Below are 14,690 nucleotides of genomic sequence, written 5' to 3'. Positions count from 1 at the left end.
TCACGGGCCGCAAAGGTCCGGGCGAGGCAGTGATGGCGGGCAAGTCGAGCGGGACTGCCCCCCGAGTGGCGGTACTGATGGGTGGACTTTCCGCAGAGCGGGAGGTTTCTCTGTCGTCGGGGCATGAGTGTGCCCAGGCCCTTAGGGTGGCGGGATATGAGGTGGTCGAGGTCGATTGCGGCCCCGATCTGCCTGCGCGCTTGGCTGAAATTCGCCCCGATGTCTGCTTTAATGCCCTGCATGGCCGTTGGGGCGAGGATGGCTGCGTGCAGGGCCTGCTGGAATGGCTGCGCATTCCCTATACCCATTCGGGCGTGCTGGCCTCGGCTTTGGCGATGGGCAAGGCGCGCGCGAAAGAAGCCTTCGCTGCTGCGGGCCTGCCCATCCTGCAAGGCGTGATTGCCAGCCGCGAGGCGGTGGAGGCGGGGCACGTTCTGCCGCCGCCCTATGTGGTCAAGCCGAATAGCGAAGGCTCGTCCGTCGGCGTTTATATCGTGCATCCGGGCAGCAATGCACCGCGCCTTGCGGCAACGATGCCCGCCGAGGTGATGGTGGAAACCTATGCGCCGGGGCGGGAGCTGACGACCTCAGTCTTGGGTGACCGCGCGCTTTGCGTGACCGATATCATCACCGACGGCTGGTATGATTATGAGGCAAAATACACCACCGGCGGGTCGCGCCATGTGGTGCCCGCAGAAATTCCGCAAGAGATTACCGAGGCTTGCCTTGACTATGCCCTGCGCGCCCACCGCGCCCTTGGCTGCCGGGGGCTGAGCCGCACCGATTTTCGCTGGGATGAGGCGCGGGGCCTGCAAGGGCTGGTCCTGCTGGAAACCAACACCCAGCCGGGGATGACTCCCACCTCGCTGGCGCCCGAGCAGGCAGCCATTTGTGGCGTGACGTTCCCCGAACTGTGCGACTGGCTGGTAAAGGACGCGTCATGCAACCGCTAGGCCGGTCCCCCTTCCGCCGCGATCCGGCGCCCACCTATTGGGCCTACAAGATGCAGCGGCTGTGGCTGACGCCCTTGTTCCGTGTGGCGTTCCGCGTGGGCCTGCCCGCCTTTGCGATTGCGATGGTGGCAGGACTTGTCCTGATGGATCAGGGCCGCCGCGATGCGATTTCAGGCGGTTTTGCCCATATCCGCGACCAGTTTCAGGCCCGGCCCGAATTTCGCGTGGGCCTGATGTCGATCGAAGGCGCCTCGCCCGACCTGGCCGATGCGGTGCGGGCGCGGCTGGGTGTCAAGCTGCCCGCCTCCAGTTTTGATCTGGATATGACGGCGCTGCGGGCCAAGGCGCAGGAACTGGACGCCGTAGCTTCGGCGGAATTGTCGTTGCGTTCTGGCGGTGTGCTGCAGGTGGTGATCAAGGAACGCGAGCCGATGATGATCTGGCGCGTGGCCCCTGACCGGCTGGAGATGCTGGATGCCACCGGCCACCGGGTTGCGGCGCTGGCTGCGCGTGGTGACCGGCCCGACTTGCCGCTGATTGCGGGGCAGGGGGCGGACGCCTCGGCAATCGAGGCGCTGGCGCTGATTGATGCCGCAGGTCCGCTGCTGCCCCGGATGCGCGGGCTGGTGCGGGTCGGAGAGCGGCGCTGGGACATGGTGCTGGACCGTGATCAGCGCATCCTGCTGCCGCAAGACAGCCCGGTCGAGGCGCTGGTGGCCTTGCTGGAAATGAACACCGCAGATGATCTTTTGACCCGTGATGTGACCACGATTGACCTGCGTGTGGCGGCCCGTCCGGCCATTCGCCTTTCACCCAATGCCTTGACCGAAGCGCGCCGTGCGCGCGGCCTGATTGACGACGACAAGAAGAAAAAGACGGGGAGCGACCTATGACCGACCTCTACCAGACCCAGCGTGCCATGCGTGCCTTGCGTCGTGCTGCGATCCAGCGGGGTGTGGTGGCGATCCTGGATGTCGGCACCTCCAAAATCGCCTGTCTTGTGCTGCGGTTCGACGGGTACGAGACACAGGCCGATGGCGACGGCGTTGGCCCGATGGCCGGCCAATCGACGTTCCGGGTGATCGGGGCGGCCACCACCCGGTCGCGCGGCGTGCGGTTTGGCGAAATTGCGGTGATGAATGAAACCGAGCGCGCCATCCGCACCGCCGTGCAGGCGGCGCAGAAAATGGCCAATGTGCGGGTTGATCATGTGATCGCCTGTTTCTCGGGCGCTGAACCGCGCAGCTATGGGCTGGCGGGTGAGTGGGATTTGCAGGACAGCGTGGTGACCGAGCAGGATGTGGCCCGCGTGCTGGCCGCCTGCGACGTTCCCCCCTTGGGCGACGGGCGCGAGGTGCTGCATGCCCAGCCGGTGAACTTTGCGCTGGATCACCGTTCTGGCCTTGGGGATCCGCGCGGCCAGATCGGCAACCGTCTGGCGACCGATATGCACCTTTTGTCGGTGGATGGGTCCGTGATCCAGAACCTGGTCTATTGCATCAAGCGCTGCGACCTTGAACTGGCGGGGATTGCCTCTTCCGCCTATGCCTCTGGCATCGCCAGCCTTGTGGAAGATGAACAGGAACTGGGTGCTGCCTGCATCGACATGGGCGGCGGGGCGACCGGCATTTCCATTTTCATGAAAAAGCACATGATCTTTGCCGATGCCGTGCGCATGGGCGGCGACCATGTGACCAGCGACATCTCCAAAGGCTTGCAAGTGCCGATGGCTGTGGCCGAGCGGATCAAGACCAAGCATGGCGGCATTCAGGCCACCGGCATGGACGACCGCGAGATGATCGAGATCGGCAGCGACAGCGGCGATTGGGAAAAAGACCGCCGCACCGTCAGCCGGACCGAGTTGATCGGCATCATGCGCCCGCGCGTCGAGGAAATTCTGGAAGAGGTGCGCGTGCGTCTGGATGCCGCCGGTTTCGACAGCCTGCCCAGCCAGCAGATCGTTCTGACGGGCGGGGCCAGCCAGATTCCGGGGTTGGACGGGCTGGCCAGCCGCATCCTTGGTAACCGCGTCCGCATGGGACGCCCGTTGCGGGTGCAGGGCCTGCCGCAAGCCGCCTCTGGTGCTGCGTTTTCCTCGGCTGTGGGGTTGTGCCTGTTTGCGGCCTACCCGCAAGACGAGTGGTGGGATTTCGACATCCCGACCGAGCGCTATCCGGCCCGCTCGCTCAAGCGCGCCATGCGGTGGTTCAAAGACAACTGGTAACCCCCATATCCTGCGCCATTGGCGAAATACCGCTGAAATTGGACCTTCAACACCCATATTTTGTGGCGTTGAAGCGTTTTTTTGATGACCTTGCTCCGGCTCCGGGGTAAGCTGTTTGGTAATTCGGCATATGCAACGGGCGGGGACGGCCCGGAGCAAGAGTGCGGGACAGTAACGGCGCGGCTTTAGACCGCGGGTGCAAGGGACAGGCGGACAGACGATGGCATTGAACCTGATCATGACCTCTCAGCAGGAAGAGCTGAAGCCGCGCATCACCGTATTCGGTGTTGGCGGTGCGGGCGGCAACGCTGTGAACAACATGATCGACAAGCAGCTTGAAGGGGTCGAGTTCGTAGTGGCGAACACCGACGCGCAAGCGCTGCAACAGTCCAGATCGGCCAGCCGCATCCAGATGGGTGTCAAGGTAACCGAAGGTCTGGGGGCAGGGGCCCGCCCGACCGTTGGCGCCGCCGCCGCCGAAGAAACCATCGAGGAAATCGTCGATCATCTGGCCGGTGCGCATATGTGCTTCATCACCGCCGGCATGGGCGGCGGCACCGGCACTGGCGCTGCCCCGATCATCGCGCAGGCCGCGCGAGAGCTGGGTGTGCTGACCGTCGGCGTCGTGACCAAGCCCTTCCAGTTCGAAGGCAACAAGCGCATGAAGCAAGCCGAAGAAGGCATTGCCGCGCTTCAGAAAGTCGTCGATACGCTGATCATCATTCCCAACCAGAACCTGTTCCGTCTGGCGAATGAACGCACCACCTTTACCGAAGCCTTCGCCATGGCCGATGACGTGCTGTATCAGGGCGTCAAGGGTGTGACTGACCTGATGGTGCGCCCCGGCCTGATCAACCTCGACTTTGCCGACGTGCGCGCGGTGATGGACGAGATGGGCAAGGCCATGATGGGCACGGGCGAGGCATCGGGCGATGACCGCGCGGTTCAGGCCGCCGAAAAGGCGATTGCCAACCCGCTGCTGGATGAGATCAGCCTGAATGGTGCCAAGGGTGTTCTGATCAACATCACCGGCGGCCATGACCTGACGCTCTTCGAGCTGGACGAAGCGGCGAACATCATCCGCGAAAAGGTTGATCCCGAGGCGAATATCATCGTCGGCTCGACCTTGGATACCACGATGGAAGGCGCGATCCGCGTGTCGGTCGTGGCCACGGGCATCGATGTCAGCCAGGCCAACCGGGCAGAGCCCGCCGTGGCCCGCCGCCCGATGGCCGAACCGCTGAAGCCTGCGCATCAGCCAGAGCCGAAGCGCGAAGCGCCGATGACGCTGCAACGCGCGATGCCTCCGGTTGTGGCAGAGCAGGTGATCGAGGTTGAGGTCAACGACGATCCCGGCCTGTTTGATGACATGCCCGCCGCCACCTTCCGCCCCGAGGTTGACGTGCAAGAGGTTGCGGCTGACGATATGCCGCCGCCCGCCTATCGCCCGCAACCGGCAGCCCAGCCTGCGGCCCGTCCGGCCCCGGCGGCCAGCCATGATACCGACCCGGGCACCTTCGTTGCCCCGCGTCCGCGCAACCCCGGCACCCCATCACCCGAGGCGCTGGCCCGGTTGCAGGCCGCCGTCTCGCGTAATCCCGGTGCCGCCGCCCGTCCGGCAGCGCCTGCTGCTGCCGCGCCCCGCGCCGCTGCTCCCGCCGCCGCCAAACCGGCCGAAACGCGCCCGCGCTTTGGCATCGGCGGGCTGATCAGCCGCATGGCTGGTGGTCATGGCGAAGGCGAGCGCGCCGCTGCACCCGCCCGTCAGCAACCCCCTGTCACCTCTTACGATGATGAGCAGGAACTGTCTGCCGATCAGGAGCGGATCGAGATTCCCGCCTTCCTGCGCCGTCAGGCCAACTGAAATACAGGCGCAAGAAACTGTAACAAGCCCGGCCATGTGCCGGGCTTTTTCTTTTATATCAATGGCTTGCCGCACCGCGGCGCTGACATATTCCGTCACAAAGAGTGAGTTGAGGTAAACGGCTTCTCAACTTAGGTAAATGGCACCGGCATTCATGCTGGCCAAGACGCAGGAACCAGGAACGACGCCCGTGCAGAACACGCTCGCGCAAGCTGCCATCTTTCAGGGAACCGGCCTTCATTCGGGGGCTGCGGTGACCATGGTTCTGCGACCCGCCGCGGCGGATCACGGCATCTGGTTCCGTCGCACCGATGTGGTGGCGGATGCCCGCATCGCGGCCCGCTGGGACACGGTTGTGCCGTCAAAGCTGTGCACCCTGATTGCCAATGGTGCAGGGGTTTCGGTTTCGACGATCGAACATATCATGGCAGCCTTGGCCGGTTCGGCGATTCACAACGCCGAGATCGAGATTGATGGCCCCGAGGTTCCGATTCTTGACGGGTCTTCCGCGCCTTTCGTGGCAGGCATTCTGGCGGCGGGGATCGTCGCGCAGGATGAGCCTGTGCGCGCGCTGCGCGTTCTGAAGTCGGTTGAGGTGCGCGATGGTCTGGCCGTCGCCCGGCTGGAACCGGCCGATATGCTGGAAATCGACTTTGCGATCGACTTTGCCGAGGCGGCGATCGGCAAGCAGGCCAAGCGGCTGAACATGTCGAACGGGGCTTTCGTGCGCGAACTGTCCGACAGCCGCACCTTTTGCCGCAATGCCGAAGTGGTGGCTATGCAGGAGCGCGGGCTGGCGCTTGGCGGCACGCTGGAAAATGCCGTGGTGTTTGATGGCGACCGGATTCTGTCGCCCGGCGGTCTGCGCCACAAGGATGAGCCGGTGCGCCACAAGATGCTGGATGCGGTGGGCGACCTGTCGCTGGCCGGAGGGCCCATTTTGGGCCGTTACACCGGCATTCGTGCGGGGCACGCGCTGACCAACCGCTTGCTGCGTGCGCTTTTTGCCACGCCCGGCGCTTGGGCCTGGGTGGATATGACGAACAAGACCGGGGCAAAACTGCCCGGCGTGGGCGTTCATGCCGCCGATCTTCCGGCTTGCGCCTGACCCAGTGCCCGAACATGGTGCCGAAACCGCCGCTCGGGCAACAAACCCGTTTTGCGCCCGGAATTTTTCTGTGCTAGTCAGGGCCGTGACTGGCAGGTTCCGCCTTCAAGGATGGAACCGCCCGAGGCAGATGGATAGGCGGAAGATGGCAGTCGTAAAGTCGGGTGCGTTGCGGCAGGCCTTGGGCACTGCGCTGCTTGTGTCGGTTTTGACCGGATGCAGCGTGATCGGTCTGGGCGGCAAGCAGACCAAAGAGGCGCCGCTAGACAGCTATACGCCCGAGCAGATCTATGAGATGGGCGAGAAAGAGCTGGAGGTTCAAAAGAACCCCAAGGCCTCGCTTCGCTATTTCCAGGAGGTGGAGCGGCTTTACCCCTATACCGAATGGGCCAAGCGCGGGCTGATCATGCAGGCCTATACCCTGCATCAGACCAAGAAATATGATGAGGCGCGCGACGCCGCCCAGCGGTATCTGGATTTCTATCCGGGCGATGAGGACGCGGCCTATGCCCAGTATCTGCTGGCGCTGTCCTATTATGACCAGATTGACGAGGTTGGCCGCGATCAGGGCCTGACCTTCCAGGCGCTGCAAGCGCTGCGCGTGGTGATCGAGCAATATCCCGACAGCGAATATGCCAAATCGGCGATGCTGAAATTCGACATGGCCTTTGACCAGCTTGCGGCGAAGGAAATGGAGATCGGGCGATATTACCTGAAACGCGGCAATTACGCGGCTGCGATCAACCGCTTCCGCACCGTGGTGCAGGATTACCAAACCACCAGCTATACCGCCGAGGCGCTGCACCGTCTGGTCGAATGCTATCTGGCGCTTGGCTTTACGGATGAGGCGCAGACCGCTGCGGCGATTCTGGGTTATAACTACCAGTCGTCGCCGTTCTATGAAGACAGCTTCAAGCTGCTCAAGGGGCGCGGTCTTGAACCCAAGGTCAAGGGCGATGGCTGGCTGGCCAAGGTTTACCGCCAGATGATCCGGGGCGAATGGCTGTAAGCCGGGGGGCGAATGCTCGTCTCGCTTGATATCCGCGATGTGCTGATCATCGACCGGCTTTCTTTGGCGTTTCAGCCGGGGCTGAATGTGCTGACCGGCGAAACCGGGGCGGGCAAGTCGATTCTGCTTGATGCCTTGGGGTTCGTGCTGGGCTGGCGCGGGCGGGCCGAACTGGTCCGGCAGGGGGCCGCGCAGGGTGAAGTTGAGGCGGTGTTCGAGCTGCCTGCGGGGCATCCTGCGTTTGCCGTGCTGGACGCGGCGGGGCTAGAGGCCGAGGGAGAACTGATCCTGCGGCGCGTCAACACCGCCGATGGTCGCAAGACGGCTTGGGTCAACGGCCGTCGCGCCACGGGGGAACTGTTGCGCGATCTGTCTGATACGCTGGTGGAATTGCACGGTCAGCATGATGATCGGGGGCTGCTGAACCCTCGTGGGCATCGGCTGCTGCTGGATACCTTCGGTCAGATTGATACAGGCCCGGCCCGCCGGTTGTGGCGCGCCCGGTCCGAGGCGCGGTCGGCGCTGGAAGCGGCGCAATCGGCCCTGTCACGGGCACAGGCTGAAGAGGATTTCCTGCGCCATGCTGTTGGGGAATTGGACAAACTTAACCCCGAACCCGGCGAAGAGGCCACACTGGATGCCCGCCGCCGCCTGATGCAAGGGGCAGAGCGTATTCGCGCCGACATCGCCCGCGCCCATGGCGCGCTGGCCGACGGGGCAGGGGGCGCGATGCGCGATGCCTTGCGCTGGCTGGAAGGGGCGTCTGACAAGGCTGAGGGGCGGCTGGATGGGGCGCTTGCGGCGCTGAACCGGGCGATTTTGGAGCTTTCGGATGCCGAGGCGGGGGTGGAGGACACCCTGCGCAGCCTTGATTTCAACCCCTCAGAACTGGAGGCGTTGGAAGAGAGGCTGTTTGCCATCCGCGCGCTGGCCCGCAAGTATGGCGTGCTGCCCGATGATTTGGGCACCCATGCCGAAACGCTGCGGGGCAGGCTGGCGGCGATTGACGGCGGCGTTGAGGGGCTTGCGAAACTGGAACGCGCTGTGGCCGAGGCGGATCGCGCATACACCGCCGAGGCGATGCGGCTGACCAAGGCACGGCGCGAGGCGGCCAAGCGGCTGGATGCGGCGATGGCGGCGGAACTCGCGCCGCTGAAGATGGAGCGCGCCGTTTTCGCCACCGAGGTCACCACCGCCGATCCGGGGCCGGACGGGGTGGATGCGGTTACCTTTACCGTTGCCACCAATCCCGGCGCGCCCTCTGGCCCGTTGAACCGGATTGCCTCGGGCGGGGAGCTTTCGCGCTTCTTGCTGGCGCTCAAGGTCTGCCTGACCGGCGAGGCGCCCGGCATGACCCTGATCTTTGACGAGATTGACCGGGGGGTTGGTGGCGCCACCGCCGATGCCGTGGGGCGGCGATTGAAATCGCTGGCCGCGCGGGCGCAGGTTCTGGTGGTGACCCATTCGCCGCAGGTGGCGGCTTTGGGCGGGCATCACTGGCGGGTGGAAAAGAAAGTTGTGAAAAATCAGACGCTTTCTACCGTCACATCCCTGCCGCCAGAGGCGCGGGTGGAGGAAATTGCCCGCATGCTGGCCGGTGACCGCATCACCGAAGCGGCGCGGGAAGCGGCAAGGGCCCTGCTTTCCGCCTGAGAGTTATGCGCTATTAGTATTATTATTGCACTGCGCGCATAGCGGATTTCGCAATTGCGGCACTACTATGCCGCGTCGCGGCATCCTATTTTCAGCCCATGAGCAGAAATCAGGAGGTTCCAATGCTGAACCGTGTCAAATCTTTTCTTAACACCCTTCTTCCGCCAACCGTGGAAGACCGCGAGCGTGCCTATCTGAACGAATCCGTATCGCGCACCGATCTGGAGCGGCGGGAGCGGATGATCGAACAGGGCATGTTCCGTCATCGCGCCTTCGGGATGTAACCCTTAGCTCAGGGCCGAAAAGGTCAGGTTCTCAACGCCATCGCGCCCCAGAACCGCGACCAGAACTGCCCCGATCCGGGGAATGTCGGTCCCGGCCTCATCCACTGCGCCGGTGATCACGAACCGCTGGCGCACCAGAAAACAGCCGGGAAACAGCGACCGCGCGCTGCCCTTGCCGGTGACAAGGCGGGCGCGGGCAAAGATGCCGGCGAATTCGGCCGCCAGACTGGTTGCGACCTCGTCCTTGCCCTCGGCCCATTGGCCGGTCAGGGTCAGGGCGGTGCCGCCCTCGGCCATCAGGGTGGACAGCGCGACGGCGTCGCCCGCCCCAAAGCCTTGCGCAAAGGCGCGGATGAACTCTTCACCAGTCATTCGTTCACACCGTTCATGGCACCATCTTTCCGGGATTCATCAGGTTCATCGGGTCTAGCGTGGCCTTGATGCGGTCCATCACGCCCCAGGCCGCGCCATGTTCGGCCGCCATCAGGCCCAGCTTGCCCAAGCCGATGCCATGTTCGCCGGTAATGGTTCCGCCCAGCCGCAGCGCGCGTTCTGCCATGCGGTGGGCCAGCGCCTTGGCGGCTGTCAGGTCATCGGGGTTCGCGGGGTCAATCAGCAAAATGGCGTGGAAATTTCCGTCACCGACATGACCCAGAATGGGGCCGGGAATCGGGCTGCCGGCAATATCCGCTGCCGTTTCCTCAACCGCCTGCGCCAGCGCTGAGATCGGCACGCAGACATCGGTGATCACGGCCTTTGCGCCGGGGCGGCTGGCCAGAATCGCCGGATAGGCGGCGTGGCGCATTTTCCACAGGGCGCGGCAGTCTTCCTCGGCCTTGGCCCAGCGGAAGCCGTCGGCCCCAAAGCCAGCCGCGATTTCGCCAAATCGTTCCGCTTGTTCCTGCACTCCGGCGGGTGAGCCGTGGAACTCCACCGCCAGCAGCGGGGTTTCGGGCAGGGCCATGTTGGAATGGGCGTTACAGGCGGCAACCGTGGCGCTGTCAAGAAACTCGATCCGCGCCATGGGAATGCCCATCTGCATCGTGGCAATCACGCAATCCACGGCCGCCGCCATGCTGGGAAAGCCGCAGGTCGCGGCAGATACCGCCTCTGGCTGGCCGTGCAGATGCAGCGTCAGTTCGGTGATCAGGCCAAGCGTGCCTTCGGACCCGACAAACAGCGCGGTCAGGTCGTATCCTGCCGAAGACTTCGGCGCTTGTGATCCGGTCCGGATCACCTCGCCCCCCGCCAGCACGATTTCCAGCCCCAGCACATTGTCGCGCATGGTGCCATAGCCCACCGCCGCCGTGCCGCTGGCCCGCGTGGCGGCCATGCCGCCAAGGCTGGCATCGGCCCCCGGATCAACCGGAAAGAACAGCCCCGTATCGCGCAGCCAGGCGTTCAGCGCCATCCGGGTGATGCCGGGCTGGACCCGTGCAATCCGGTCTTCGGATCTGACCTCGATGACCGCCGCCATGTCACGGAAATCAACCGTCACACCGCCCGTCACCGCCAGCGCATGCCCCTCCAGTGAGGTGCCCGCGCCCCAGCCGATCAACGGCACAGCGTGAGCCGCCGCAATCCGCGCCAGTGCGGCCACTTCCCCGGTCGTGAGGGGAAACGCCACCGCATCGGGCGCGCGGGCGGTGATATGGCTTTCGCTTTGGGCGTGGTGAGCCAAAACCGCCGGGGCGGTGGACAGCCGGTCACCCAGCAGGGCACGCATCTCATCAAGGGCAGGGGCCAGACTCATGGCGCGGACACTAGGCGAGGGCAGGGGGAAGGGAAAGGGCGAGTGGATCACATAAGCGAAGGCCCGCACCAAGGGCGCGGGCCAAAAGTCCTCGAAGGAAATTGGGTCAGAAAAACGCCTGCAACCCGGTAATCGCCCGCCCAAGGATCAGCGCATGAACGTCATGCGTGCCTTCATAGGTGTTCACGGTTTCCAGGTTCACCATGTGGCGGATCACCTGGAATTCCTCGGAAATCCCGTTGCCGCCGTGCATGTCGCGCGACCAGCGGGCAATATCCAGCGCCTTGCCGCAGTTGTTGCGCTTGACGATCGAGATCATCTCGGGTGCGGCATTGGCATCATCCAGCAGCCGACCGACCTGAAGCGACGCCTGAAGGCCCAGCGAAATCTCGGTCAGCATATTGGCCAGTTTCAACTGGAAAAGCTGGGTCTGCGCGATGGGCTTGTTGAACTGCTTGCGGTCCAACCCATATTGGCGGGCCGCCGACAGGCAGAACTCTGCCGCGCCCATTACACCCCAGGAAATGCCATAGCGCGCGCGGTTCAGGCAGCCGAACGGCCCCTTCAGCCCCTCGACATGGGGCAGCAGGGCGTCCTCGCCCACCTCCACATTCTCCATCACGATCTCGCCGGTAATCGAGGCGCGCAGCGACAGCTTGCCGCCGATCTTGGGCGCCGACAGGCCCTTGGTGCCCTTGTCCAGCACAAAGCCACGGATCTTGCCGCCATGCGCGTCAGACTTGGCCCAGACCACGAACACATCGGCGATGGGCGCGTTCGATATCCACATCTTGGACCCGTTCAGCACATAGCCATTGGCGGTTTTCTTCGCCACGGTCTTCATCCCGGCGGGGTCGGAACCGGCATCCGGCTCGGTCAGGCCAAAGCAGCCGATCCATTCGCCGCTCGCCAGTTTGGGCAGGTATTTCTTGCGCTGATCCTCGCTGCCATAGGCATAGATCGGATACATCACCAGCGACGACTGCACCGACATCATCGAACGATAACCCGAGTCGACCCGCTCAACCTCGCGCGCGATCAGGCCATAGGCGACATAGCTGGCGCCAAGGCCGCCGTATTCCTCGGGCACGGTCACGCCCAGAAGGCCCATCTCGCCCATTTCACGGAAAATCGCCGGGTCGGTCGATTCCTCGGCAAAGGCCATGATGATGCGGGGTTGCAGCTTTTCCTGCGCATAGGCGCGGGCGCCGTCGCGCAGGGCGCGCTCTTCCTCGGTCAGTTGCGCATCAAGGCGGAAGGGGTCTTCCCAGTCGAACCGGCCCAGATCGGGGGCGTCTTTTGCTTTCAGCTTGGGTTTATCGGCCATTTCTGCCTCCGCCGTGGAAATGTCATGGTATGGGATGCGTATCGCACGATTCTGGTGCATGATCCAACGAAACCACCGCAACAGATTATCAGGAAAACTCATGTTCGCGCGCCGCTATCTGCCTTCAGTTCCCTCGCTTCTGGCGCTGGAGGCGGTGGCGCGGCTGGGCACTGCTTCGGCTGCGGCGGCAGAGTTGAACCTGACACAAGGCGCTATCAGCCGCCAGTTGCAAGTGCTGGAGGGGCAGTTGGGCGTGGCGCTGCTGATCCGCGACAAGCACCGCCTGCGTCTGACGCCCGCCGCGCTGGATTTCGTGGCCGAGGCGCGGCGTGCATTGCAGACGCTGTCCCAAGCCTCGCTGACCCTTCGCGCCAATCCGACGGGGGGCAGCCTGAACCTGGCCATCCTGCCTGCCTTTGGCGTGAACTGGCTGGCCCCGCGTCTGGCCCGGTTCGCACAAGCCCATGCCGAGGTGACGGTGAACCTGTCCACCCGGCTGAAACCATTTGATTTCGCAACCACCGCCTTTGATGCCGCGATTCACTATGGCCGACAAGACTGGCCCGGTGTCGAATATCTCAAGCTGATGGATGAAGAGCTGATCGCCGTCACCGCCCCCGGTTTCTTGCCCGCGCCCCTGACCCGCGCGGCCGACATTCTGCACCACCCGCTGTTGCAATTGGAAAGCCGCCCCGGCGATTGGGGGCGCTGGCTGGCCTATCATGGCGAGGCGGGAACCCGCCCGCCTGCGATGCTGTTCGATCAGTTTTCCACCATGTCGCAGGCGGCGATTCACGGCCTTGGGCTGGTGCTGATGCCGCGGTTCCTGATTTCGCGGGAATTGGCCGAGGGGCGGTTGGTGTCGGTCTGGGGGGGGGCGGTCAAGGCGCTGGGATCGTATTACCTCGTCTGGCCCGACACAACGCCCGCCCGCGCGCCGCTGGTATCGTTTCGCAAATGGCTGGAAGGGGAAATCGCCGTCTGATCCTTGCGTTTGATCAAACCCCGCGCCAATCATGGGGCAACCCAAAAGGTGCGACATGACCCAGCCCAAGAAGATCGGTGATATTTCCTTCTGGTATGCCGACATCGGCCTGCCAAAGACGCGGCGCAAGGCGCTGGGGGGCGATACCACGGTGGATGTGGCGATCATTGGCGCGGGGTATACCGGCCTCTGGTCGGCCTATTACCTGAAAAAAGCCGATCCCAGCCTGAACATCCTTGTCATTGAAAAGGAATTCGCGGGCTTTGGTGCCTCTGGCCGCAACGGGGGCTGGCTGTCGGGCGGGTTCGCGTGGAGCCATGTCCGCTATGCCGCGGACAAGGGCGAAGGCCCGGTGCGCCAGATGGTGCAGGCGATGAACGGCACCGTGGCCGAGGTGATCCGCGTGGCGGCGGAAGAGGGGATCGACGCCGACATCCTGCCCACCGATGAGCTGATGGTGGCCACCAACCCCGCGCAACTGGACCGGCTGAAGGCCGAGGTGGCCCATCGCCGCCATTGGGGCGAAGATCAGCGCACATTCGGGATCGGGGCCGAAGAGGCGCGGGCGCGGGTCAACGTGCCCGGCATCCTTGGCGGCATGATCGTGACCGATGTGGCCCGCGTGCAGCCCGCGAAACTGGTGCGTGGGCTGGCCGATGTGGTCGAGCGGATGGGCGTGCAGATTGTCGAGGGCACGACCGTCACCGAATTCAGCGCCGGTCAGGTGAAAACCGACTGCGGCACGGTCAAGGCCCGCTTCATCCTGCGTGCCACCGAAGGCTTTACCGCCACCCTGCCGGGGCATGAACGGGAGTGGCTGCCGCTCAATTCCGCGCAGATTGCGACCCAGCCGCTACCACAACATGTCTGGGATGAAATAGGCTGGCAAAGGCATGAAATCTTTGGTGATTTCAACAATGCCTATTGTTACTGCCAACGCACGCGTGAAGGCCGCATCACCGTGGGCGCGCGGGGGGTGCCTTACCGCTATGGCTCAAAACTCGACAACTCCGGCGCGCCGGATGGAGAGACGATCCGGCGGCTGACCGAAATCCTGCATACCCATTTCCCGATGACCCGCGATTTCGCCATTGATCATGCCTGGTGCGGTGTCATCGGCGTGCCGCGTGACTGGTGTACGACCGTGGGGCTTGATCCCGCGACCGGCATCGGCTGGGCCGGGGGGTATGTCGGGGTCGGGGTCTCTACCTCGAACCTGTCGGGCCGGACCTTGGCCGATCTGGTCTTGAACCGCGATACCGAACTTGCGCGGTTGCCGTGGGTCAATCGCAAGGTGCGGGCGTGGGAACCGGAACCCTTCCGCTGGCTGGGTGTTCACAGCATGTATTCCCTGCTGCGTATCGCCGATGGGCGAGAGGCGCGGCTGGGCATTCCGCCCTCGCGTTTCGCCAAATTCGGCAATTGGTTGACAGGACGGCACTAGGCCCCCCACCTCGGTGCCGCGAGCAACAGGTGAGCCGCCTGATCACTCCTGTTTCCAAGGGCGGTTTATTGCGATGGGGTGGGGCC

The 14,690-nt window shown here is 64.1% G+C and carries 13 protein-coding genes; 10 read left to right on the top strand and 3 right to left on the bottom strand.

The annotated features are described in order from the left end of the window. Positions 1-32: 32 nt before the first annotated feature. The 8 genes from JI744_RS17675 (at position 33) to JI744_RS17640 (ending at position 9,095) form a co-directional block, all read left to right on the top strand. A complete protein-coding gene (locus tag JI744_RS17675; RefSeq protein ID WP_202662504.1) occupies positions 33-953 on the top strand; it encodes a D-alanine--D-alanine ligase in 921 nt (306 codons plus the stop codon). Continuing rightward, positions 941-1,846, top strand: a complete 906-nt coding sequence (locus JI744_RS17670) for a cell division protein FtsQ/DivIB (protein ID WP_202662503.1) — start codon at positions 941-943, stop codon at positions 1,844-1,846. Before JI744_RS17675 ends, JI744_RS17670 begins: the two co-directional genes overlap by 13 nt. Further along, positions 1,843-3,177, top strand: a complete 1,335-nt coding sequence (gene ftsA, locus JI744_RS17665; RefSeq protein ID WP_202662502.1) for a cell division protein FtsA — start codon at positions 1,843-1,845, stop codon at positions 3,175-3,177. Before JI744_RS17670 ends, ftsA begins: the two co-directional genes overlap by 4 nt. A gap of 220 nt (positions 3,178-3,397) precedes the next feature. Continuing rightward, positions 3,398-5,041: a cell division protein FtsZ gene (gene ftsZ, locus JI744_RS17660; RefSeq protein ID WP_202662501.1), complete on the top strand. Its 1,644-nt coding sequence runs from the start codon at positions 3,398-3,400 to the stop codon at positions 5,039-5,041. 190 nt (positions 5,042-5,231) lie between these two features. Then, the gene (gene lpxC, locus JI744_RS17655; protein ID WP_202662557.1) at positions 5,232-6,149 is read left to right on the top strand and encodes a UDP-3-O-acyl-N-acetylglucosamine deacetylase; all 918 of its coding nucleotides are present in this window, start codon (positions 5,232-5,234) and stop codon (positions 6,147-6,149) included. A gap of 145 nt (positions 6,150-6,294) precedes the next feature. Continuing rightward, entirely contained in the window at positions 6,295-7,158 is an 864-nt protein-coding gene (locus tag JI744_RS17650) for an outer membrane protein assembly factor BamD (protein ID WP_202662500.1), read from the top strand. Positions 7,159-7,170: 12 nt separating this feature from the next. Continuing rightward, on the top strand, positions 7,171-8,811 hold the full coding sequence (gene recN, locus JI744_RS17645) for a DNA repair protein RecN (protein WP_202662499.1): 1,641 nt from the start codon (positions 7,171-7,173) through the stop codon (positions 8,809-8,811). Between the two features lie 122 nt (positions 8,812-8,933). After that, complete coding sequence (locus JI744_RS17640) at positions 8,934-9,095, top strand: DUF3563 family protein (protein WP_202662498.1); 162 nt, start codon at positions 8,934-8,936, stop codon at positions 9,093-9,095. A 3-nt stretch (positions 9,096-9,098) separates the two neighbouring features. Here JI744_RS17640 and JI744_RS17635 read toward each other — a convergent pair whose 3' ends face one another. From JI744_RS17635 to JI744_RS17625, 3 genes are all read right to left on the bottom strand, one after another. Beyond that, positions 9,099-9,467, bottom strand: a complete 369-nt coding sequence (locus JI744_RS17635; RefSeq protein ID WP_202662497.1) for a nuclear transport factor 2 family protein — start codon at positions 9,465-9,467, stop codon at positions 9,099-9,101. Between the two features lie 13 nt (positions 9,468-9,480). After that, positions 9,481-10,848, bottom strand: coding sequence for an FAD-binding oxidoreductase (locus JI744_RS17630; protein WP_202662496.1), 1,368 nt, complete (start codon positions 10,846-10,848; stop codon positions 9,481-9,483). 106 nt (positions 10,849-10,954) lie between these two features. Further along, positions 10,955-12,175 (bottom strand): acyl-CoA dehydrogenase, encoded by a 1,221-nt coding sequence (locus tag JI744_RS17625; RefSeq protein WP_202662495.1) that lies wholly within the window; start codon positions 12,173-12,175, stop codon positions 10,955-10,957. 100 nt (positions 12,176-12,275) lie between these two features. Here JI744_RS17625 and JI744_RS17620 point away from each other — a divergent pair, with 100 nt between their 5' ends. Both JI744_RS17620 and JI744_RS17615 read left to right on the top strand, forming a co-directional pair. Then, a complete protein-coding gene (locus JI744_RS17620) occupies positions 12,276-13,160 on the top strand; it encodes a LysR family transcriptional regulator (protein WP_236019527.1) in 885 nt (294 codons plus the stop codon). A 55-nt stretch (positions 13,161-13,215) separates the two neighbouring features. After that, positions 13,216-14,604, top strand: a complete 1,389-nt coding sequence (locus JI744_RS17615; RefSeq protein WP_202662493.1) for an NAD(P)/FAD-dependent oxidoreductase — start codon at positions 13,216-13,218, stop codon at positions 14,602-14,604. The last annotated feature ends 86 nt before the right edge of the window (positions 14,605-14,690 follow it).

Origin of the sequence: Fuscibacter oryzae, from assembly GCF_016765795.1 — a bacterium.
GTDB classification, from domain to species: Bacteria; Pseudomonadota; Alphaproteobacteria; order Rhodobacterales; family Rhodobacteraceae; genus Fuscibacter; species Fuscibacter oryzae.
Note: the sequence above shows the minus strand (reverse complement) of the source record. Positions and strands in the feature narration are given on the sequence as shown.

Bases quoted from the DNA above. Each gene is read 5' to 3' on its own strand.
- ftsZ (WP_202662501.1), top strand. From the start codon at position 3,398: ATGGCATTGAACCTGATCATGACCTCTCAGCAGGAAGAGCTGAAGCCG.
- ftsA (WP_202662502.1), top strand. From the start codon at position 1,843: ATGACCGACCTCTACCAGACCCAGCGTGCCATGCGTGCCTTGCGTCGT.
- JI744_RS17670 (WP_202662503.1), top strand. From the start codon at position 941: ATGCAACCGCTAGGCCGGTCCCCCTTCCGCCGCGATCCGGCGCCCACC.
- JI744_RS17675 (WP_202662504.1), top strand. From the start codon at position 33: ATGGCGGGCAAGTCGAGCGGGACTGCCCCCCGAGTGGCGGTACTGATG.
- JI744_RS17635 (WP_202662497.1), bottom strand. From the start codon at position 9,467: ATGACTGGTGAAGAGTTCATCCGCGCCTTTGCGCAAGGCTTTGGGGCG.
- JI744_RS17615 (WP_202662493.1), top strand. From the start codon at position 13,216: ATGACCCAGCCCAAGAAGATCGGTGATATTTCCTTCTGGTATGCCGAC.
- JI744_RS17650 (WP_202662500.1), top strand. From the start codon at position 6,295: ATGGCAGTCGTAAAGTCGGGTGCGTTGCGGCAGGCCTTGGGCACTGCG.
- JI744_RS17640 (WP_202662498.1), top strand. From the start codon at position 8,934: ATGCTGAACCGTGTCAAATCTTTTCTTAACACCCTTCTTCCGCCAACC.
- recN (WP_202662499.1), top strand. From the start codon at position 7,171: ATGCTCGTCTCGCTTGATATCCGCGATGTGCTGATCATCGACCGGCTT.
- JI744_RS17625 (WP_202662495.1), bottom strand. From the start codon at position 12,175: ATGGCCGATAAACCCAAGCTGAAAGCAAAAGACGCCCCCGATCTGGGC.
- JI744_RS17620 (WP_236019527.1), top strand. From the start codon at position 12,276: ATGTTCGCGCGCCGCTATCTGCCTTCAGTTCCCTCGCTTCTGGCGCTG.
- JI744_RS17630 (WP_202662496.1), bottom strand. From the start codon at position 10,848: ATGAGTCTGGCCCCTGCCCTTGATGAGATGCGTGCCCTGCTGGGTGAC.